We start from the raw sequence: 21,818 nt of genomic DNA, 5'->3' as shown, positions 1-21,818 counted from the left end.
AAATTACATTACTATTTTTATCCATATCGTTATTTCTTTATTGAATGCCTAATGCTTTAGCTACTTGATCCAATTGATCACTCATCCATTGTAAATAGTTCTTGCCCTTTGGTTCCGTCTCGGTAACTTTTACAACAGGAACTCCAGAGGATTTTGCCATTTTCACAAGGTTTTCGACTGTCGGACCAGAGTTTTGGGTATTGTAGACAAGTAGTTTGATCTTTTTATCTTTAATATCACTTTGCAACTGAGCGACATCGGAAGCGGAAGGCTCAGAGCCGTTATCAATGGCTTTGGAAAATTTCTGATCATTTATATCCAAATTAAGGGCATTTGCCATGTAATCAAATACAGGTTCTGAAACATCAATCTTTGTTCCAGTTGCTTGTTTTAGTTTCTGAACTTTTTCTTGTAGTGGCGCCAATGAATCGATAAAGTTTTGAGCATTTTTTTGATAAGTTTGAGCCTGACTTGGGTCTAACTTTGCCAAATCATCAGCAATTTTCTTAGCTAGTTTCGGCATCGTGTCAGGATTGTACCAGATATGTTCATTATCCCCTTCTTTTTTGCCCATCACATCATCTGCCACTTTGGTTATGGATTTTGATTTTGAGGAGGAATCCGCATTAATTAGCTTATCCATCCAGGCATCATATCCCACGCCATTGTATATGATCATTTGAGCTTTACTTACCGTTCTTGCCACATCTGGAGTCGGTTCAAAATCATGTGGATCAGTGTTAGGATTGTCCAGAATGTTCGAAACCTCTACATGATCTCCTCCTACAGCTTTTGCAACCTCTCCATAAAAATTCTCAGCTGCAACGATTTTTATTTTACCGTTAGATGTTGACTTGCTAGATGAATCACCTGATGGAGTGCTCGATGACGAACCACAGGCACTTAATAGAAAAATCAAGGATACCGATGCTGCAAGACCTGCAATCTTTGGGAGTTTACTAAATTTCAACATATACATGTTTCTCCTTTTTATTTTTTCTAGATTTTCTATACAGTAGTAGCTTCTTCAATAGGTTTCATACGTTCATGGAGTGATTTCCAGCCAAGGGAAACAAAATACAATAAACCTTCAATTGCTGTAATCAAAAAGCTAATTGGTAGGTTTGTATAGTAGCCAACAACCAAGCCAACCCATACTCCAATTAAAGCGATGAGTGAGGAAATACAGATCATTCGTCCGATTGAATTTGTTAGGTTACGAGCCGCCGCCGCTGGTGTGGTCATAAGAGTGAATACCAGCAAAGCACCCACCATTTGTGAAGCTTCTGTTGTTGCTACCGCAAGTAAAAGCAAAAAACAGATGGAGATAAAACGTACTGGTAATCCAGCTGCTTGAGCACCCACTGGGTCAAACGAATCAAAATTAAGCATTTTATAACCTAGTGTTAGTAAAAGAAGAACCAAAACGGATAAAAGCGAAATTTGCCATACTTCACTTGAACTTATGCCGAGTATATTTCCAAAAAGAAGTGAAGTCATCGAATTAGCGTTTTTGGTTGAAAGAGACAAAAACAACAATCCAAGCCCTAGAAAAACACTTAAAACAACGCTAATGGAGACCTCTCGTCTAAAGACCTTTACTCCCATCTGTCCAATTGCTAGTGCACTTGCAACGGTAAAGAGAAGAAACCCATTTAACGGACTAAATCCCATATAGACAGCAAAGGCAGAACCAGAGAATCCAATATGTGAAAACGTATGGGCAATAAAAGAGCTATTTCTAGCAATCACGTAAACTCCTATTACACCGCACATAATTGCGACTATCGTTCCAGCTATAAAAGCATGTTGCATAAAATCAAATTGAAACATTAAATTACCACCTATTCTGCCGCCGAATGAACACAAATTGATGCGGCGGTTTCCTTTGTATTTGCAAATGAGACGAGTAAATTTGAACCCGCATGGACAACTTCTACTGGCATACCATAAAGGTTTGACAACACGGAGGACTGCATAATTTCATCGACCGCTCCGATCGCATAAGAGTCCTGGGTCATATATAGGATTTTATCCGCATATCGCGAAATTAAATTGACGTCATGACTTACAAATAATACGGTTATTCCACGTTCTCGGCGGATTTGATCCACCACCGATGCAATTGTTTCTTGAGCACCTGGGTCCAAATTGGAAGTAGGTTCGTCCAGCAATAGTATCTGTGGATTTTTTACCAATGCTTGAGCTAAAAACAGACGTTGCCGCTGCCCACCTGATAATTTTCCAATCGGTTTATCGGCATAATTGCTCGAATTCGTCAATTCCATTGCCTCTTCAACGATCAAACGATCTTTTCTAGTTTGCCATGGTCTAAATTTATGAGGAAGTCCTAAACTTACAAAATTCCGAGCTGATAACGGTGTTTCAGGATCGATATGTCTGGATTGTGGTACATAACCAAGACCAGAAGCATTTACGATATCAACCGAACCTTCCTGTGGTTTAAGCATGCTAAGTAAAACTCTCATAAGAGTTGTTTTCCCTGAACCATTGGGACCAATAATTCCTAAGAATTCACCAGATTCAACTGAGAAAGTAAGATTTCGTAAAACCCATTTTCCGTCAAAAGATACATTTACATTTTTAAGGGTTACTGCTTCAGTCAAATCGACACGTCCTTCGTGATTAAAATTAAAACGAAATTGTTACTATTTATAGATAGTAATGATTTCGATTTAATATGTCAATTATTTAATGCTGGGATTTTTGGGTTTCGGATAAAATGAAGAAGCTGTAGCAATAAAAAAAAGAAAAACAGTGAAGTCGAAATAGGACTATCACTGGTTTTCTTAATGATGTTCTACTATTGTTTTCTGTTGGCTCTTTTTATAGCTGTTAAAAAATGGAGTTGATTTTCTTACGTTACCAGTTTCGGGAAAAACACATGAGTTTGGGCACGTAAACTTTTTTACGTGACCGCTTTTGAGAAAAATGCATTGGTTCAGGCTCGTAAACTTTTTTACGTGACCGCTTTTGAGAAAAATGCATGAGTTCGGGCTCGTAAACTTTTTTACGTGACCTGTTTCGAGAGAATTGCATGATTTCGGGCACGTAAAACTTTTTACGTGACCGCTTTCGGGAAAAAAACATGAGTTCGGGCACGTATACTTTTTTACGTGACCACTTTCGAGAAAAACACATGAGTTCGGGCTCGTAAATCCTTTTTAGTGCCCGGGCTTTCGCGGATAGATGGCCTCTAGTTTCCTGAAAGATTGAGTTTTTCCTGATTTCGGGAAAGTAGAAAGCCTTTAGTTTCCTGAAAAATTGAATTTTGCCTGATTTCGAGAAAGTAGAAGACCTCTAGTTTCCTGAAAAATTGAATTTTAACTGATTTCGGGAATGTAGAAGGCCTTTAGTTTCCCGAAAAATTGAATTTTGCCTGATTTCGGGAATGTAGATGGCCTCTAGTTTCCTGAAAAATTGAATATTAACTGATTTCGGGAATGTAGATGGCCTCTAGTTTCCCGAAAAATTGAATTTTGCCTGACTTTAGGAATGTATAGTGCCCGTACATACGCGAATTTTCCTTCTTCGGGCACTATTTTCTTTTTTAGTGCCCGTGTATTCGAGTTTTCTCCTTCTTCGGGCACTATTTTCTTTTTTAGTGCCCATGCTTTCGAGTTTTCCCCTTCTTCGGGCACTATTTTCTTTTTTAGTGCCCGTGGAATCGCGATTTCTCCTTCTTCGGGCACTATTTATATTAATACCTGTGGAATCTTTTACAATTACTTATAATGGCAAACTCATTGAAACTTTTCTTATTTTAAATCCTAATTTTTCATACAGTTTTATTGCGTGATTCCCTGCATATGCACTTAAACGGACTTCTGAATATCCTTTGTTTTTCAGTTGATCAATACCAGCTCTCATTAGCCGCTTGGAAATCCCATTCCCTCTAAATTCTTCTATTACAAATAATTCATAAATATACCCACTCGTCTTATCAGTAAATTCGTCCCTACTCGATCCTATAAGAATCCAGCCCATTAATTGATTGTTTTCTGTTGCTATTAAATAATAGCCGCCCTTTTTCAGTAGTGGTTCAACTAGCTGTTTGATTTTTTTATCCGTCGGCTTAATTGCCCCCAAAGTACCATCAAATACAGCTTGTGGAGAGTGCGACATAACCTGTTTAAGTTCCAAATCATTTGGTTTTCTTATATCCATTTGTAGTCAAATCCTTTCACTAACCTTTTAACTGTCACAAAATATTATTTAAATTTTAACACAATTCCCAATTATTATCTTAATAACAGACGGGTACTACGAGAGCTTAATCGATTTTTAATGAATAAACACCAAAACGGTGCATAACCATATGATAGAGTTGCTAGATTAAGGAGGTAGATTTGTGGTGTTAATAATGAAAAGGATCATAAGAGATTGGACCATTTTTCTTCTTTTTTGCACATTTGTGTTTCTCTTTCTTTTTGCAGAGGAGATTAGAAATAACTCTATTTTCACTAGAATTCCTAGTTCTTTTTTTAATGTTAATACCATTTTTCTAAGTATCATTTTAGAAGCTATACCATTTATATTATTAGGGGTTTTTGTATCAGCCATCATCCAATCTTTTGTTTCCGAAAATACCATTCAAAAACTATTGCCACGTAATGCTTATTTAGCCGTTATACCTGCTGCACTGCTAGGAATTATTTTTCCTATTTGTGAGTGTGCCATTGTTCCCGTGATTAGTAGGTTAATAAAGAAAGGCATGCCTCCGCATGTTGGAATTGTCTTTATGCTTAGTGCTCCCATCATCAACCCTGTCGTCTATGCTTCAACCTATTTTGCTTTTAAAAGCACGCCCTATATGGCAAATGCTAGAATGCTTGTTGGTTTTATTAGTTCCATAGTCATCGGACTGATCGTCTTCCGATTATTTAAGGGAGAAAATATTTTAAAAAACCAAGCAGATAAACACCCCCATCATCACCACCATACAAAAGGAAATAAATTTTTAGAAACGTTATACCATGCTAGTGATGAACTATTTGATACTGGAAAATATTTATTCATTGGTGCTTTCCTAGCAAGTTTGTTCCAGACATTCTTTGACCGAAATGCACTTTTATCAGTAGGGACAAACACCGCCTTAGCACCTGGGGTCATGATGGGCTTTGCTTATGTCCTTTCCGTTTGTTCTTCAGCTGATGCCTTTGTTGCATCCTCATTTGGTTCAACTTTTACAGAAGGAGCACTGCTTGCTTTTCTAGTTTTTGGACCGATGATTGACATAAAAAATACCCTGATGCTATTCGCCTATTTTAAGAAAAAAGTTGTTCTTTCACTATTAATTGTAACGCCAATCGTGATCTATATAACCGTTTCTGTTTTTCAACTGATCTTTTTACGTGGAGGTGCATTATGAGGAATAAATATGAGGAAGCAGCTTCCTTTCACCATCTTTTAAGAGGGATTATTCTTATAGGGTTTATGATGTTTTTTTTCAAATTACTCTTAACACATGATATTACACTATTGATCGCCCCCAAAATGGTTGTCTTCATATCTATTACATTATTAATTTTTCTACTATTAGGTGTTCTATTAATCCTAAGAGGAACTTCAGGTGAAGCACATCATTACCATTGTCATTGTGAAAGGGAACATTCCTACCCGTCATCACTTATGAAAAGTGTATTTTTTTATTTATTGTTTATTCTGCCAATCATCACTGGGTTTCTTTTTGAAAATAACGTTCTTAATAGCTCCGTGGCAACGAACCGAACCATTAAACTTGGAGCAAATTCACTAAATGTAAGCCAAAATGGTAAAACCATTCCCGGTTTTCAAAAATCAACTTCGTCCCCTTCCACCAACAATTCTGCTTCAACAGCCAATCAACCTGAGCCTTTAACGGAATCGCAATACGGCGTATTAAAAGCGAAACTGTTAAAAACAAACATGATCAATATTAATGATGACCAATATGTACCGATGATGAATATCATTCAAGATAATTTAAAGGGTATGATTGGTAAAACTATTACCACAAAAGGGTTTGTCTATCGGGAAAAGAATTTCATGCAAAACCAAATAATCGTGGCTCGATTTGGGATTACTTGTTGTGTGGCGGATGCTTCTGTATATGGATTTATGGCAAAAGGAGATGTCGCAGCCTTGCAAAAAGATAAATGGGTACAGGTGACTGGCACGATTGAGCAAACCCAATATGACGGCTCTACAATCCCCGTCATTAACATCAAACATATTTCAACAATTTCAGCTCCAGAGCAACCCTATGTGTTTGATGTGGGTATCAAGATCGAGTGATGGAGATTGGGGGGCTAACCTCCTTCCCACTCACACCAGCGCACGTACCGGTTTTTAATTTTTAACATTATTTTTAAAACTAAATTATTTATCATTTTTTGTTCAAGATTTCTTTTTTTTAAACGTTATGTTAAATAATTTTGTTGATTATGGTTAAAAAACTTGATAGGGTAATAAATTATATCTAATGTCGATAAAAAAACAAAATCATGAAAGGTATTGCGAATTTGCTGTGACGATTTTAACGGAATATTGTTTTAAAATTAAGCAGAATATGAATGATAAAAGAATTTCTTCAATATATGATTCAAGGAGATAATTTATGAAAGATAAACTACCTACGATTCCCTCATTATCTTCAAACTCTGTTCGTTTGGGTGTATTGTTGGCTGTAGTTGGAGGTTTTTTAGATGCATATACTTTCGTCAGCAGAGATGGCGTGTTTGCTAATGCGCAAACAGGAAATATTGTACTATTTGCTGTAAAAGCAGCTAATGAGGAATGGGAAGCTGCTTTGCATTATATCCCACCTGTTTTAGCTTTTATTTTAGGTGTTTTGGTATCGCAAATCGTTAAGATTCCTCATGTAAGAGAATTATTACATAGTTATAGACGTTCTATTCTTATATTAGAATGTTTGGTTTTAATCTTTGTCGGGATCTTACCAAAAAGTGTACCTAATTTATTTGTAACAGTATGTATTGCGTTTGTATCATCTTTACAAATCTCTACTTTTAATAAACTAGACAAGTGGAACTACAGTTCAACAATGACAACAGGGAATCTTCGAACGGCAACACAGGCAGCCTATTCGGCATTCATAGAAAATAATCAAGAAGCGAAAAAACAATTCAAAGAATTTTTTGTCATCATTTTTTCTTTTTTACTTGGTGCGTTGATAGGGACATTTTCCACCAAGCATATAGGGGACAAATCGATATGGATTGCAGCAGGAATATTAGTGGTTGCGCTTATTTTGTATCATAGGGACAGGGGTTATATAAGAAAACGCAATTGTTGAATGCTCTGATAAAACCTCATATTTTTTCAAAGGACAAAACCTCCATAGATAAATCATTGGAGGTTTTGTCCTTTGTAATAATCATTGACTTTTACAAAGCACATTCCTCGATTTCAAAACCTAAGTCCTCAATCATCTTCCAATCAGCTATTGGTTGTTGACCTTCTGTCGTTAAGTAATCACCAACAAAAATAGAATTAGCAGCAAACAAACTTAGCGGTTGAAGAGAGCCAAGATTTACCTCACGTCCGCCAGAAATACGAATTTCTTTCGATGGATTTACAAATCGCATCATCGCAACGATTTTTAAACAGTTTATAGGTGTTAAGTCTTTTTTTCCACTTAATGGTGTTCCGTCAATTGCTACGAGAAAGTTACAAGGGATAGAGTCAGCATCTAAATCACGCAGTTCAAAGGCAATATCTACTCGCTGTTCATTATTTTCTCCCATTCCAAAAATAGCACCAGAACAAGGTGAAATACCCACTTCTTTAGCTTGTTGTACGGTTTCTACTCGTTGTTCATATGTATGTGTTGTACAAATTTCCTCATATTGTTCACGATGTGTATTAAGATTGTGATTATATCGATGAACCCCCGCATCAGCTAAAGCTTGAGCATGATCTGGATTTAAGAATCCTAAACAACAGCAAATCTTTAAATCTGTTGTTTCTCGAATCTCTTTTACAGCGTCAACAACATGTGAAATTTCTTTATCAGTTGGACGTCTTCCTGAAGCAACAATACAATATGTACCCGCTTTACGAGAAATTGCCTCTTGAGCTCCTTGAATAATTTTCTCCTTCGTTATCCATGCATATTTATCAATCGGTGTTTCAGCAACGATTGACTGTGAACAATATCCACAATCTTCAGGACAAAGACCAGATTTTGCATTAATGATCATATTCAATTTCACTTTATTCCCAAAGTAATGATAACGAATCTTATAAGCTGCATTCATTAATTCTAAAATCTTGGTATCTTCTACTTGCAAAAGAGCAAGAGCCTCTTCTTTATTCAACATTTCCCCACTTATTACTCGCTCTGCCAGTTGGTTTAGCTCCATTTCTTTAATCATTCACTTCTCCTCACTCTCATAGAATTTAATATGTCAACCTGATTATATTTTTAGTTGACATATAAATTATAAATCATGCAAAATATTAATCAAGAAAAAATAAAAAATAGAGGTGCAATTTTGAAAAATCAAACAATAGCTTTTGCAGCATTATTCGCTGCCTTTACCGCAGTAGGTGCATTTATTAAAATTCCTATTCCCTATATTCCTTTTACACTACAAATACTATCCGTATATCTTGCAGGTGCGCTATTAGGACCTAAGCTTGGCAGTTTAAGTCAACTTTGCTATGTATTGCTCGGATTAGTGGGATTACCAATCTTTACTGAAGGAGGTGGTCCAGGTTATATTTTCAAACCGACATTTGGTTACTTGATTGGGTTTGTATTAGGAGCTTTTGCTAATGGTTGGATCATACATAGATTTAATTTAAATAGAGTCTATTCTATTTTCTTTGCGAACTTAAGTACACTTCTCATTGTCTACTTTTTTGGATGTATCTGGCTTTACGGAGCAATGAAATGGATAGTTGAAAAACCTTTGTCTCTTCATGAAACATTGGTATTTGGTTTCTATTTACCTGCTCCTGGTGATCTACTATTAGCTGCTATAAGTGCTGTCATCATCTCTAAAGTTCGGCCAAGATTAAAAAACACAGTTATGAAAGGAGTAGCATGATTTATGGGTAAATCATTTTTTATTACAGGAACAGGAACTGATATTGGAAAAACGATCTCTACTGGTTTCTTGTATTTCTCATTAAACAAGCTTGGATTGTCAACAACCGTATTTAAACCTTTTCAAACAGGATTAATTGAACAAACACAAACTTATCCAGACTTAGATTGGTTCTCGTCAGTCATTGGCGTTGAAAATGCTGGATTTTACACCTTCGAGCCTGAAACTTCCCCCCATCTAGCGGCTAAGCTACAAGGTGCCGAAGTGAATATTGAAGCTGTTTTACAAAGGTTGAAAGAATTAGAACAAGCGCATGATGTTGTATTAGTCGAAGGTGCAGGAGGATTAGCTGTTCCTTTAATTGAACGAGAAGATGACTTTTACATGACCAAAGATTTTATAAAAGATGCAAATATACCGGCTATTCTTGTTAGTCCAAGCGGTCTTGGTTCCATTCATGATGTATTAACAACAAACGAATATGCCCAACATTATGGTATTTCTATTCAATCATTGATTTTCAATAGATATGAAGAAAAGAACGCCATTCATCAGAACAATATCGAAACGATCCAGCGTATCGTGCAATTACCTGCTTTTACTATTCCTTTTTTTAAAGATGTAAAAAACGAAATAGAGCGTTTTTCTGAAAGTTGTATTCAGTCCGAATCATTTGAGAAGCAAATCAAGGAGGTTTTTCTTCATGGAACACTATGAAATGCAAGACTTAGAAAATTGGGATAAAGAATATATATGGCATCCATTTACACAAATGAAGATTTATCAACAAAATAAACCCCTGATAATTGAAAAAGGACAAGGTAGCTATTTATTTGATATAGAAGGCAATAAATACTTAGATGGCTATGCATCTCTTTGGGTAAATGTCCATGGTCATAATGTTCCTGAATTAAATGAAGCACTGACAAATCAAGTACATAAAATAGCTCATTCTACTTTATTAGGTTCTGCCAATGTTCCTTCTATTCTACTAGCAAAGAAATTAGCAGAAATCACTCCAGGAAACTTATGTAAAGTATTCTATTCTGATACGGGTTCAGCTTCCGTTGAAATCGCATTAAAAATTGCATATCAATATTGGAAAAATATCAACCCTGAGAAATTTAAAAATAAAAATACATTCATCTCTTTAGACGATGCCTATCATGGTGATACTATCGGATCCGTTAGCGTTGGTGGTATGGACTTATATCATCGTATCTTTGAGCCATTATTATTTAAACGTGTCTCATTACCAACACCTCATACGTATCGAATGACAGAATTCGATAATAGTAAAGATGTCAAAAACTTCTGCTTACAACGATTAGAAAGCTTACTAAAAGAAAAAGCTGATGAAATTGCTGGTATAATCATCGAGCCTCTAGTACAAGGAGCAGCTGGAATTATTACACATCCATCTGGTTTCTTAAAAGGCGTTGAAAACCTTTGTAGAAAATATAATGTTCTCCTTATTTGTGATGAAGTGGCAGTTGGCTTTGGTCGAACAGGAACAATGTTTGCCTGTGAACAAGAAGAGGTTATACCTGACATTTTATGTGTAGGAAAAGGGATTACTGGTGGCTACATGCCTCTTGCAGCAACTATTACGAGTCAAAAGATTTTTGATGCTTTTTTAGGAGAAAAAAAGGAGCATAAAACATTTTACCATGGCCATACCTATACTGGTAATCAACTAAGTTGTTCCGTTGCTTTAAGAAATATTCAACTAATGGAGGAAACAGCATTAATTGAAAAAGTTCAATCAAATGCTTTATTCGTAAGTGAACACTTACAAGACTTATATAAGCTAGATATTGTAGGAGACATACGTCAACGAGGATTAATGATTGGTATAGAAATTGTAAAAGACAAAGAAACAAAAACTATTTTTCCAAGTGAAGAAAATAAACTTGATAACATTGTCTTAACTGCACTTCAAAAAGGACTAATTATCCGTCAATTAGATCAAGTATTAACATTCATACCCGTTTTAGCCATGAATCAAAGTGAGCTAGAAGAAGCAATTAGAATCATATATCAATCTATTTCGGAAAACATGTAACTAGCAATAATCAATAAGTATTCCGAGAAAGCAAAAGTAAAATGCTGATGCTATGGCAATATGAGAAACAACTGACTTAAAACAATATCATTTTACACCTTCATTTATTTCTTTTCTTATAATCGTACATAATAAATCTTAGTGTCTTCAATCAACCTAAATAATAATAATTATCATTAATAACTACCTAAATTAACCATAATTAGTAATCTTATTAGACTTAATCATGAATATCATTCTCAATTAGATTTTAATTTTCTCAATTAGCGGTTGACAGCACTATTTATTAGGAAGTATGATTAGCAGAGAAAGGAGAAGAAATAATATGAAAAATTATGATTTTCACCATATAAATCACGTTAAAGAACAAGATACATCAAAGAAAACATTATGGATTAGTTTAATTCTCACTCTGTTTTTCACTACTGTCGAAATTGTTGGTGGATTAATAGCCGATTCTCTGGCTCTTTTGTCAGATTCTGCACATATGATGTCTGATGTACTAGCTATAGGGTTGAGTATAACTGCTATTTACTTAGCTACACGAAATTCGAATAAAAAATATACATTCGGCTTCCTTCGCTTTGAAATTTTAGCTTCATTTTTAAATGGGCTTGGTTTGGTCGTCATCTCAATAGGAATATTTATCGAGGGGATAAAACGAATCATTCATCCAAATGAAGTTGATCTACAATTAATGTTAATTGTTTCCTTTATTGGTCTGTTAGTTCATTCTACTCTCACGATCATTTTAATTCGTAGTATGAAGGAAGAGAACAATCTGAATATCAAAAGTGCACTCTGGCACTTTATAGGAGACTTGCTGAATACTGTTGGAGTGATCATTTCCGCCATTTTGATTTATTTTACAAATCTCACCATCTTCGATCCTTTAATCAGTATCATAATGGGAGGCGTCACTTTTTATGGTGGTGCAAAAATTATTCGTGAATCTTATCTGATCTTGATGGAATCGGTGCCAGAAGAATTTGATCTTGATGCAATTCGCGCGGATATAAAAATGGTCGAAGGGGTTAAAGACGTTCACGAGCTGCATCTATGGACGATTACAACCGACCACTACTCTATTACAGCACATGTATTCATTTGCGACGACAGTCACTCGTTTCGTGTTGTTTCGAACATAAACAAACTGTTAAAAGAAAAGTATGGGCTCGAGCACTCAACAGTTCAAATTGAACACCCTGCCATTAATGAACACGGACAATATGGACAGGACTTATGTTGCTGCAGGAACAGTCTTGCTTGATATGAAAAGCTCCAGCGCCTTGGTCAGCCCCGTGAGGCAAGGAGCTGGACAAAAAAATTGTAGAGAAAATTAACTTCTCTACAGTCTGAACCAAGAGTATTTTCTCTTGGTTTTTTTAGTTTTTTTATTCTCCAGTTTCAGCAAAACGCTTGATTCTGTCACCTAGTTCATCACGAACGCTTTGTTAGGTTTTGTCATTATGAACCACAGTTATTGCTACATTTCCCTTTTTGTGTCCTTTTTCTACATATTTATGAGCCTCGCGAATTTGCTCCAGTGGAAAGGTTTTATCAATTACCGATTTTATCTTTCCCGTCTCAATAAGCTCTTTGAGGAAAATTAAATCTTCAGTAAGTATCTTTGCTATCCCCTGCCCTACAACTGACACGTATGTCCCGTTCGTAGTTAGTGCTTTCTTGCATTTTGATTTCGAGATCTTCCCAACTGCATCAAAGATGATATCATAACGCTCTTCTCTTTTCGTAAAATCCTCTTTCGTATAATCAATTACCTTATCGGCTCCCAGCGATTTCACCAATTCAAAATTTGCGGCACTGCATACCCCGGTAACTTCTGTCCCAAAGTATTTGGCAAGCTGGACCGCGGAAGTCCCTACCGCACCGGAAGCTCCATAGATAAGAACTTTTTGTCCGCCCTGTATATTTCCTTTTCTAAAAAAATGAAGTGCTGTAGTTCCCCCAAAAGAAACGGTAGCTGCTTCCTCAAAGGTCACATTGGCAGGCTTTATTGCCACTGGACTTTCTTCAGGTAAACAGATGTACTCGGCATAAGCCCCGAAATTCATCCCAGTCATAGCAAAAACTTGGTCGCCTTTTTTAAATTTTTTTACATTCTTCCCTATTTCCTCTATCTCCCCCGCTAACTCTACACCCAGTATTGATCTTCTCGGTTTTCTCAGACCCAAGTAAATTCGCATGGCGATCGTTAACAAGAAAGGACCATTTAGACTCCGAACTCTTACGTCTCCTGATACGACTGTTGTCGCATGAACTTTTACTAGTATTTCATTGTCCTTCGGAATTGGTTTTTCTACCTCTTTGAGTTCCAGAACATCTGGTGAACCGTATTTTGTGCATACAATTGCTTTCATAACGATCCTCCTTAATTTCTTTGATCTAATTATTTTAATCTTATGTTATCAGTTCCAATAAAAAAACTTTGCTCACGAAACTGAAGCGAACAACTTATGAGGAATAACACACTTTTTATACCAAATATAGTAAAATGAGGTATTATATGTATAGTGTATACAGAGTAGGAATTAATGCTGAAGTTAGGAGAGTTGTAAATTATATAGCGGTGGGTGTAATTATATGGATAGGTTAAAAATATGTCCAGAATGTGGTTCTAAAGAAATTAAACAAGGAAAACAGATTGTTACGCCAGAATGTATCCTATAGACATGCAAATACTAAGAAGTGGTTCAGAGATTATTGCTGATATTTGCTCTAGTTGTGGATATATTATCTCCATGAGAGTTAAAAACCCAGAAAAAATATAATTTAACTTATTCCAAATTTCCATTATAAGAAGAGTTTTTAATTAACAGAGTGACAAGAAATATTGTCACTCTGTTATTTCATATGCTAATTAAAATGAGATTTTATAAGCTAAAATCACTTAATAAAAAAATTCTAGTGTTCAGAATCGATCCAACGATTACTCGTTTCTGAATCATAATTCATGTCGTAAACTTCTTTTATTGATTTAATCTTTTTAAGACTCTCCTCGCTAAAAACGAGCTTGTTATCAAATGCACGAAGAACAATTCTTTCAATAAGAACTCCTAGTGGAATATCATGATACTCTGCCATCGCTTTTAATACTTTTACCATTCTTTTTTCCATTCTCATTCCAGTTTGCACGCGCTCAACTTTAATATTTTGATCTTTCCCACTCATTTGATCGTTTTGTTGTTTCATAATTTACCTTCCTTTTATCAAAAAATATAACAATTGTTATTTTGGTACCGAGGTAATAATGTAACATTATAACATTATCTTTTCAAGCGTTTTCCCCAAGTAAAAAAAAACCAAAAACACCGAATGATGTTTTTGGTTTTTTAATGGAAATATCCATACCTGGATTTAAGTCTTTTTATACAATAACTTCAACAACTTTAAGAAATGCTACCTGATACTTTTATAGGAGTAACCTACTCCTTCTTTGATGGCATTTGTCAGCCACCTTCTATACACGTAACAGAGGAACTTCCAACAACAGAATTTAATTCAACAAGAAGTTTAGTAAGAGTATCTGTCTCAAAAAGAGTTTCCAATGCCTTTTCAGAAAGCGGCACATTAAATTTCTCAAAAATGGGTGCTGTATTTTTCCACACTTCAACTATGGCTTTAGGAGACATATTAGATTGTATGACCACACTAAAACCTCCTTTTTATTTTTGTTATTTCTCTTCAATCAAGTTTCAATAATCGTAGAAGGCTTTTTTGTTTCCCGAAAAATTGATTTTTGACTGATTTCGGGAACGTAGAGGGCTTTTAGTTTCCCCAAATATTGAATGTTGACTGATTTCGGGAATGTAGAGGGCTTCTAGTTTCCCAAAATATTGAATGTTGCCTGATTTCGGGAATATAGAAGGCTTCTTGTTTCCCGAATTATTGAATTTTGTCTGATTTCGGGAATGTAGAGGGCTTCTTGTTTCCCCAAATATTGAATTTTTCCTGATTTCGGGAATGTAGAAGGCTTCTTGTTTCCCGAAAAATTTTTCCTGATTTCAGGAATATAAATCTATTTTTGTGACCAAACTCATGATGTCCGAAAATGATTTTGTTTTTTTAATGACAACACCCTTTTCAGCAAGTTCGCTAACTGATTCACTTCGTATTAATTATTAAGCCAGTTATACGGTACGGGGTAAAGGATTATTTATGTCAATTATAATCCTTTCACCCAATAAAATCCCTTAATTTGCTTAAATAATTCAGGAACATGTCCGAGAAAAAAATAATTACCTTAAGTAATAGTTAAGGAACATGTCCGATAATCACAAATGTAACACCATTACAATTTAGGAGGCATTACAATGAAAGTAAGATCAAGCTTGATTGCACCTATTATAGCAGCATCATTATTAGTACCAGCTGTAGGGACTGCGATAGTTAAACCTACAGCCAATACATCCAGCCAATCCACATCTATGGAAAAAGAGGACCATAAAGGAACTCATCATAAATGGGAAAAAGGAGAAGGGCAAAAAGGTCTTACAAATATTATTAATCAATATGCTACTCCTCAATTAAAAGATCAATTTACAAAAGATCTTGCGACTCGTGAAAGTTTAATGAAGCAATTGCGTCAAACTCCAGGCATCCAAAAGAAAGAGGGCCAAGAGAAAGCGCAACGACAAGCATTTTACCAAGCACATAAACAAGAAATTGATTCGATAAAACAACAATTAAAAGACGGAAAAATAACAAAACAACAAGCACATCAGCAATTACAAGCAATATTCGGAAAAGAACATGGTAAAGAGCAAAGCAAGGATAAAGGAAAAGAGCAAGGCAAAAGTGGTGTCTATCAAGAATTAAAAGCAGCCGTTCAAAAGAAAGACACAGCAGCAATCAACTCTGCATTACAAAAATTAGATCAACAATTACAAAGTTCTAATCAGCAATTACAACAAAAGATCAACGCTAATAAATAATGATTGATTTAGCCCTGAATCACATTTAAAAAAGCAAATCAGAAACGCTTGGGGAAGTGAACTGCACCCCAAGCGTTTTCTTGTTTAATTTATTAAAAGTAATTTTGAGGATTTTTTAATTCGCTTGCAATTCCCTTAATTCCTTCTTCAATTCGATGGTCGGCAACATGTGAAACATTCAACTTCAAAATCCGTTCATGGTAAAAGTCATCTAAATAATTTCTTTCAACTGAATCCAGATATACATCCTTTTCATGCAAATGATGAATAAATGATTTCATATTCACTTGCTTAGGCAACACAATATGACCGTGCATAACCATTTCTGAGGATGATTCGTACATAGATAAATGATCCTGTATTGATTGATGGAGGATTTTCGCGCGTGCATGATAGATGTTGCTGACTCTCATTTTATTACGTTCAAACATACCATTTTTCAAATAGAGATATAATGCGGCTTGTGAAATCATAGAGCTGTCGATATCGGCAGTCATTTTGAATTTTTGAAAGGTATTAATGATCGTATGTGGAAGAACCGCTAGACCCACTCTTAACCCCGGAAACATTATTTTTGAAAAGCTTTTTAAATAGATGACTTTTTCGTGGAGATCCTTTGCAAAAAGAGGATCGTTCTTTGGATTGTATTCAAAATCCGCTAAATAATCATCTTCTATAATAAATACATTATATTTGTCGGCTAACTGTAAAATAGCCGCTTTTTCCTTTTTGCTATATGAAGAACCTAAAGGATTGTGAAAGCGAGGCATCGTATAAAAAAATTTAATATCTTTTTCTTGGAATATTTGTTCTAGTTTATTTAGATCTATCCCTTTCGCTGTACGTTGAATACCTACTGCTGGTAGTCCATATGTTTTTAGCAAATCCATATATAAGTGATAGCTTGGTTGTTCCACTAAAATGGTAGAACGATTATTTGGAAACGGCATAATACTTAGCAAAGAAAGCGCCTGTTGAACACCTGAAGTGATGAAGATCTGTTCGAAATGAGTGAATACTTGATAGGATTCCAAGAGTTTTTTAGCTTCTGTAATAAGTAAGGGCAAACCTTTTGGCGTGCCATAGCGAAATAAGTCTTCTTGATATGTATCAATTGCTTTATTAATACAATGTTGAAAGTCTTTATAAGGAAATGCGTGCCATGTTGGAGATGATGTGGCAAAGTCAATGCTATCAGTAAATGATGGAGTTTTGAAAACTTGATTTTCCACAACATAATAGCCGCTTTTTGGTAAGACATAAATAATGTGTTGCTCCTCCAATCTTTCTAGAGCGGCCAATATCGTGCTTTTACTACAAGAATATTGCTGGGATAAATTTCGAATGGAAGGTAATTTTGCACCTGATGGTAGAACTCCAGTTTGAATTTGCTGAAAAAGTGATTGATAAATAGATTCATACTTGAGCATATTATTCCTCCCTCCAAACATCTGTACCGGTACAGGTGTTCATTTTTTATATCGTGTAAATTACTACTTTCTCTTATCATAATTTTACCGGCCGGATAAATATAGAGGAAGTGATCGATTTGATTGAAAGAAAAAAGGCTTATATTGCAGCAATTGTCTATGCATTTATTATCGGACTGTCATTTATGTTTGTCAAAGTGGCATTAACAGTGGCGACACCACTAGATACATTAGCTTATCGGTTTACCATTGCATGGATCGCTGCTACAGTGTTATGGATGGTTAAAAGAGAATCAATCAAAGTAACAAAGAAGGATGTACTGAGGATCGCCCTATTAGCCATTTTATATCCGACACTCTTTTTTGCTTTTCAAGTATTTGGGCTAGTGGATACATCATCTTCTGAAGCTGGGATCATTCAAGCAACTGTCCCTATTTTTACGTTAATTTTTGCAAGTATCTTCTTAAAAGAAACATCTACACTTGGGCAAAAAATAACGATTGGCTTATCAGTACTAGGTGTGATGTATATTATGTTCATGGACGGGGTTGGGGATAAAAATACTAGTATACTAGGAAGTGGTTTAATCATACTTTCAGCCCTTACAGCCTCACTTTACAACGTATTTGCCAGAAAGCTGACTCAACGCTATTCGTTATTCACTATCACATATATCATGTCTTTGTTTGGGTTTATTGCATTTAATGGATTAGCACTGACAAATCATTTGCTGAATGGAACAGTCCATCAATTTATGCTGCCTTTTGGGCACCTAGATTTTGTGTTTGCTATTTTATATTTAGGTGTACTTTCGTCTTTATGCACCTCCTATCTTTCCAACTATGCCTTATCAAAAATAGAGGCATCTAAAATGAGTGTTTTTAGTAATTTTGCGACACTCATCACCATTTTAGCAGGCGTCATTTTTTTGAAGGAGGAGTTTCATCTATACCACCTAGTTGGAGCAATTTTCATTATTATAGGAGTCATTGGGACAAATTATTTTGGTGTAAGGACTAGATACAATGAAAAAGGATAGACTTTTTTTAAAGGAAGGGATATCCCCTTCCTTTCCGACAGTTTTAGCACCTTATTCGACAGTAACGACTGTTAATCCGATAGTAATGGCACCTTATTCGACAGTAACGACTGCTTATCCGACAGTATTGGCACCTTATTCGACAGTAACGACTGCTTATCCGACAGTAAAGCCCTTATCCGACAGTAATGGCACCCTATACGACAGTAACGCTTGCTTATCCGACAGTATTGGCACCCTATACGACAGTAAAGATTTTTAAACAGATTCTACTTCCTTTAAACTAAGTCTTTTATAAACTTTAAAATAAACCCAAACTGCATTTATCAGTAACAATCCACTTGTTATAAAAAATACATATCTGATCCCCAAATAGGCTGCGACTTGTCCACCTAAAATGGAACCTGCAAATGTGCCTAAGTACGCTGCCGACATGGTATAGCCAAAAACCCTACCTGTAAGAGCATCTGGTGTAATTCTTTTAATTAAGGTATTAACGGAAGGAATCAGTCCTGCTGTTGCAAGTCCTAATAAAAAGCGAAGCACCATTAACTGCCAAGGATTTTTTACAAAGGCTTGTGGTATAAAAAGTAATCCTGACACAATAAGTGTTACTAAGATAACTTTCTGCGCCCCAATTTTATCAGAAATTTTCCCCAATCTTGGTGCGGCAATGATACTTGCCAATCCAGAGGCTGAGAATGCCATTCCGGCTAATAGAGCAACATGACTAGTATTATGAGATAATTCAGTAATATATACTGTTATGATTGGCTCTACAGAATATAATGCTAGAGTGATTACAAAAAAGGTCACAGTCATGATAATAGTTAAATCTTTGTCTGGAATACTACTCCATATTTCCTTAATACGAAGCACCTTTTTATCTTGACGGGTAAAAGATTCCTTTACAAATAAAGCAGTTGTAATAAAAGTAATCAGCAGCATCGCACCTGTTATAAAAAATACATTTTGTAAACCAAAGTTCTCTCCAATAAAACCGCCAATCATTGGTCCAAGCAAAGAACCTGAAATACTTGCTGTTGAAAGTGTCCCTAAAGCCCATCCAGCGTGTTCCTTATCCGTCTGAGTTGCGATCAATGTAGTACAAGCTGTACTATAACCAGTGATAACACCCTGCAATAATCTTAACCCGACCAGTTCATATACATTTTGTACAAAACCCATGCAACATACAACTACTGCCATACCAAGGCTGGCCCGTAAAAGCATTGGCTTTCGTCCATATTTGTCAGCAGCTTTACCCCAAATTGGTGAGAAAACAGCTGAAATAATAAAAGTAATACCAAAAGCAATTCCTGAAAATTGATCAATTAAAGCTGAGCTGTGAACACCAAGATGCTTTATATAGAGTGGTAATATTGGTCCAAGCTGGCTCATTCCTACACTTGTTATAAACATGCCAAACCAACAAACGATTAAATTTCTTTTCAACAATCTCATAAAAAATCCATTCCTTTTGCTATAACTTAATTGTTGTATCAAACAAATACTTTTTAATGTAAAATTAAACTATAATTTATAGTTTATAAATATATTTTATCATGTTAAACTACTTTTATAAAGTAAAATTAGCGAGGTGATAAAATGGTGAAAAAACGGAATTTAACTAAGGAAAAAATTATTCAAACCGCTTTTCTATTGGCTGATGAAATTGGTCTTAATCAAGTTACTTTCCCTAAAATTGCAGAAAAACTGGATATAAAATATCCATCCTTATATAATCATTTCAGTAATATGGATGATCTTAAAATTGAAATGACGGCATACCTTTTAAATAAATTGAATTCGAAATTAATGCAAAGATTAATTGGTAAAAGTGGAGAAAATGCAATCAGAGAGTTTGCCTACGTTTACCGAGATTTTGCTTTTGAAAACAAGAATGCTTACGGGCTTATTATGAATATTCCAAGTACAGAAGATGAGGAAGTAACTCGTTTAGCGAAAGAATGGGCCGGTATTATTCATCAGGTTTTAGATTTTTATATCAAGGATGAAACGCATTTAATTCATAAGAGTCGCGCATTAAGGAGTTTATTACACGGCTTTGTCTCCATGCATTTCCTTGGATATTTCCAGAATCCCGTAAATGTAGAAGACAGCTTTCAATTGATGATTGATGATTTTATTTTGTCCGTTTCGAGAAAATAGAAAACGGCTCTAAAAATTAACAAGGGAGGTGCGGTAAAGCGTTTGAGCTTTACCATGAAAAATGAGAATAGGAAAAGGGATAGAAACAATCGAATTAGTTGCAAACATGATGGGGCGGCAAATGGTGATTCACCCGACACTAATTTGGGATGACAACGAAATTATTTTAGTGGACACTGGAATTCCAGGACAACTGGAAGAGATTCGCGAAGCAATCGAGAAAGCGGGTGTGCCATTTAACAAGCTGACCAAAGTGATTCTAACTCACCAGGACATCGACCATATTGGCAGTCTTCCCGAAATTCTAAAGGCTGCAGACCATAAAATTGAAGTCTTTGCTCATGAAGCGGACAAGCCCTATATCGAAGGTGTCAAGCCCTTTTTGAAGATGAACCCGGAACGGGTCGCGAAGATGATGGAATCTCTTCCGGAGGATGAGCGTCAGAAAATAAAAGCTATGTTTGGAGCGCCTTTGACCGCAAAAGTAGATAAAACGATTAGCGATGGTGAAGTATTGCCATACTGCGGAGGAATTACCGTTATCTTTACCCCAGGACACACTCCTGGTCACATCAGCTTGTATCATCAACAAAGCAAAACACTAATCACAGGAGATGCTCTTGTGGCAGCAAACGGTATCATCTCGGGTCCTAATCCACAAGCAACACCTGATATGGAAACGGCTCTACAGTCGATTAAGAAATTTACGAAATACGATATTGAAACAGTGATTTGTTACCATGGTGGCGTGATCAAAGAAAATGCTAATAAACAACTATTAGCGTTGGCTAATTCCTAGTAATCAGCAATTATAGGCTCAACCGCAACACTTTTAAATAAGAATTTTATTGTATATAATTGGTCATAAAAAAAGAGAAGTGCGCTAACACTTCTCCCTACAACCTTATGAAAACCACCCTTTTATGCTTGCGACGGCGCGGGGTGGTTTTCTTGTTTTCTAGAATGTTTTTCCGAAAGAAATAAGCGCTAATTTCACGCAAAATAACTTCTATAAAAATTCCAAGAAATAGTTCCATGATTATCACCTCCTTTCCAAAAAACAGAAAGAAGAGAGACAA

General features: G+C 35.7%; 21 protein-coding genes. 11 read left to right on the top strand and 10 right to left on the bottom strand.

The window, feature by feature from the left end:
- Positions 1–37: 37 nt before the first annotated feature.
- From BN1082_RS05490 to BN1082_RS05470, 4 genes are all read right to left on the bottom strand, one after another.
- Entirely contained in the window at positions 38–973 is a 936-nt protein-coding gene (locus BN1082_RS05490; protein WP_090631917.1) for a metal ABC transporter solute-binding protein, Zn/Mn family, read from the bottom strand.
- Between the two features lie 35 nt (positions 974–1,008).
- The gene (locus tag BN1082_RS05485) at positions 1,009–1,833 is read right to left on the bottom strand and encodes a metal ABC transporter permease (protein WP_090631914.1); all 825 of its coding nucleotides are present in this window, start codon (positions 1,831–1,833) and stop codon (positions 1,009–1,011) included.
- Between the two features lie 11 nt (positions 1,834–1,844).
- Entirely contained in the window at positions 1,845–2,627 is a 783-nt protein-coding gene (locus tag BN1082_RS05480) for a metal ABC transporter ATP-binding protein (RefSeq protein WP_090631912.1), read from the bottom strand.
- A 1,123-nt stretch (positions 2,628–3,750) separates the two neighbouring features.
- Entirely contained in the window at positions 3,751–4,188 is a 438-nt protein-coding gene (locus BN1082_RS05470) for a GNAT family N-acetyltransferase (RefSeq protein ID WP_090631907.1), read from the bottom strand.
- Between the two features lie 187 nt (positions 4,189–4,375).
- On the opposite strand from BN1082_RS05470, the gene BN1082_RS05465 reads away from it, so the two are divergent.
- From BN1082_RS05465 to BN1082_RS05455, 3 genes are all read left to right on the top strand, one after another.
- Complete coding sequence (locus tag BN1082_RS05465) at positions 4,376–5,392, top strand: permease (RefSeq protein WP_090633174.1); 1,017 nt, start codon at positions 4,376–4,378, stop codon at positions 5,390–5,392.
- Positions 5,389–6,297, top strand: a complete 909-nt coding sequence (locus BN1082_RS05460; protein WP_090631904.1) for a TIGR03943 family putative permease subunit — start codon at positions 5,389–5,391, stop codon at positions 6,295–6,297. The genes BN1082_RS05465 and BN1082_RS05460 overlap by 4 nt, the downstream gene beginning before the upstream one ends.
- Before the next feature lie 322 nt (positions 6,298–6,619).
- Complete coding sequence (locus BN1082_RS05455) at positions 6,620–7,318, top strand: YoaK family protein (RefSeq protein WP_090631902.1); 699 nt, start codon at positions 6,620–6,622, stop codon at positions 7,316–7,318.
- A gap of 91 nt (positions 7,319–7,409) precedes the next feature.
- Here the strand turns inward: BN1082_RS05455 and bioB are convergent, their stop codons facing one another.
- Positions 7,410–8,399, bottom strand: coding sequence for a biotin synthase BioB (gene bioB / locus BN1082_RS05450; protein WP_090631899.1), 990 nt, complete (start codon positions 8,397–8,399; stop codon positions 7,410–7,412).
- A gap of 120 nt (positions 8,400–8,519) precedes the next feature.
- Here bioB and BN1082_RS05445 point away from each other — a divergent pair, with 120 nt between their 5' ends.
- From BN1082_RS05445 to BN1082_RS05430, 4 genes are all read left to right on the top strand, one after another.
- Positions 8,520–9,077 carry a biotin transporter BioY gene (locus BN1082_RS05445; RefSeq protein ID WP_090631895.1) on the top strand — a complete coding sequence of 186 codons (558 nt, stop codon included), beginning with the start codon at positions 8,520–8,522 and terminating at the stop codon, positions 9,075–9,077.
- Between the two features lie 3 nt (positions 9,078–9,080).
- Entirely contained in the window at positions 9,081–9,794 is a 714-nt protein-coding gene (gene bioD / locus BN1082_RS05440) for a dethiobiotin synthase (protein WP_090631892.1), read from the top strand.
- Positions 9,781–11,142: an adenosylmethionine--8-amino-7-oxononanoate transaminase gene (bioA, locus tag BN1082_RS05435; RefSeq protein ID WP_245640323.1), complete on the top strand. Its 1,362-nt coding sequence runs from the start codon at positions 9,781–9,783 to the stop codon at positions 11,140–11,142. The genes bioD and bioA overlap by 14 nt, the downstream gene beginning before the upstream one ends.
- Positions 11,143–11,467: 325 nt before the next feature.
- Positions 11,468–12,412, top strand: coding sequence for a cation diffusion facilitator family transporter (locus tag BN1082_RS05430; RefSeq protein ID WP_090631889.1), 945 nt, complete (start codon positions 11,468–11,470; stop codon positions 12,410–12,412).
- Between the two features lie 184 nt (positions 12,413–12,596).
- Here BN1082_RS05430 and BN1082_RS05425 read toward each other — a convergent pair whose 3' ends face one another.
- The 3 genes from BN1082_RS05425 to BN1082_RS05410 form a co-directional block, all read right to left on the bottom strand.
- Positions 12,597–13,523 carry an NAD(P)-dependent alcohol dehydrogenase gene (locus BN1082_RS05425; RefSeq protein WP_090631887.1) on the bottom strand — a complete coding sequence of 309 codons (927 nt, stop codon included), beginning with the start codon at positions 13,521–13,523 and terminating at the stop codon, positions 12,597–12,599.
- A 544-nt stretch (positions 13,524–14,067) separates the two neighbouring features.
- Entirely contained in the window at positions 14,068–14,355 is a 288-nt protein-coding gene (locus BN1082_RS05415; protein ID WP_090631884.1) for a hypothetical protein, read from the bottom strand.
- Between the two features lie 257 nt (positions 14,356–14,612).
- Positions 14,613–14,813, bottom strand: a complete 201-nt coding sequence (locus tag BN1082_RS05410; protein ID WP_090631881.1) for a hypothetical protein — start codon at positions 14,811–14,813, stop codon at positions 14,613–14,615.
- Positions 14,814–15,476: 663 nt separating this feature from the next.
- Here BN1082_RS05410 and BN1082_RS05405 point away from each other — a divergent pair.
- The gene (locus BN1082_RS05405) at positions 15,477–16,097 is read left to right on the top strand and encodes a hypothetical protein (RefSeq protein WP_090631880.1); all 621 of its coding nucleotides are present in this window, start codon (positions 15,477–15,479) and stop codon (positions 16,095–16,097) included.
- 92 nt (positions 16,098–16,189) lie between these two features.
- On the opposite strand, the gene BN1082_RS05400 is transcribed toward BN1082_RS05405, so the two are convergent.
- Positions 16,190–17,527: an aminotransferase-like domain-containing protein gene (locus tag BN1082_RS05400; RefSeq protein WP_090631878.1), complete on the bottom strand. Its 1,338-nt coding sequence runs from the start codon at positions 17,525–17,527 to the stop codon at positions 16,190–16,192.
- A gap of 119 nt (positions 17,528–17,646) precedes the next feature.
- On the opposite strand from BN1082_RS05400, the gene BN1082_RS05395 reads away from it, so the two are divergent.
- Positions 17,647–18,567 carry a DMT family transporter gene (locus BN1082_RS05395; RefSeq protein WP_090631876.1) on the top strand — a complete coding sequence of 307 codons (921 nt, stop codon included), beginning with the start codon at positions 17,647–17,649 and terminating at the stop codon, positions 18,565–18,567.
- A 258-nt stretch (positions 18,568–18,825) separates the two neighbouring features.
- On the opposite strand, the gene BN1082_RS05385 is transcribed toward BN1082_RS05395, so the two are convergent.
- Positions 18,826–20,031 carry a multidrug efflux MFS transporter gene (locus BN1082_RS05385; RefSeq protein ID WP_090631871.1) on the bottom strand — a complete coding sequence of 402 codons (1,206 nt, stop codon included), beginning with the start codon at positions 20,029–20,031 and terminating at the stop codon, positions 18,826–18,828.
- A gap of 144 nt (positions 20,032–20,175) precedes the next feature.
- Between BN1082_RS05385 and BN1082_RS05380 the strand changes: the two genes are divergently transcribed.
- A complete protein-coding gene (locus BN1082_RS05380; RefSeq protein ID WP_176699656.1) occupies positions 20,176–20,739 on the top strand; it encodes a TetR/AcrR family transcriptional regulator in 564 nt (187 codons plus the stop codon).
- A 61-nt stretch (positions 20,740–20,800) separates the two neighbouring features.
- The gene (locus BN1082_RS05375; RefSeq protein ID WP_090631866.1) at positions 20,801–21,538 is read left to right on the top strand and encodes an MBL fold metallo-hydrolase; all 738 of its coding nucleotides are present in this window, start codon (positions 20,801–20,803) and stop codon (positions 21,536–21,538) included.
- The last annotated feature ends 280 nt before the right edge of the window (positions 21,539–21,818 follow it).

This window comes from Neobacillus massiliamazoniensis (assembly GCF_001048695.1).
In the GTDB taxonomy this organism is placed as follows: Bacteria; Bacillota; Bacilli; order Bacillales; family Cytobacillaceae; genus Neobacillus; species Neobacillus massiliamazoniensis.
Note: the sequence above shows the minus strand (reverse complement) of the source record. Positions and strands in the feature narration are given on the sequence as shown.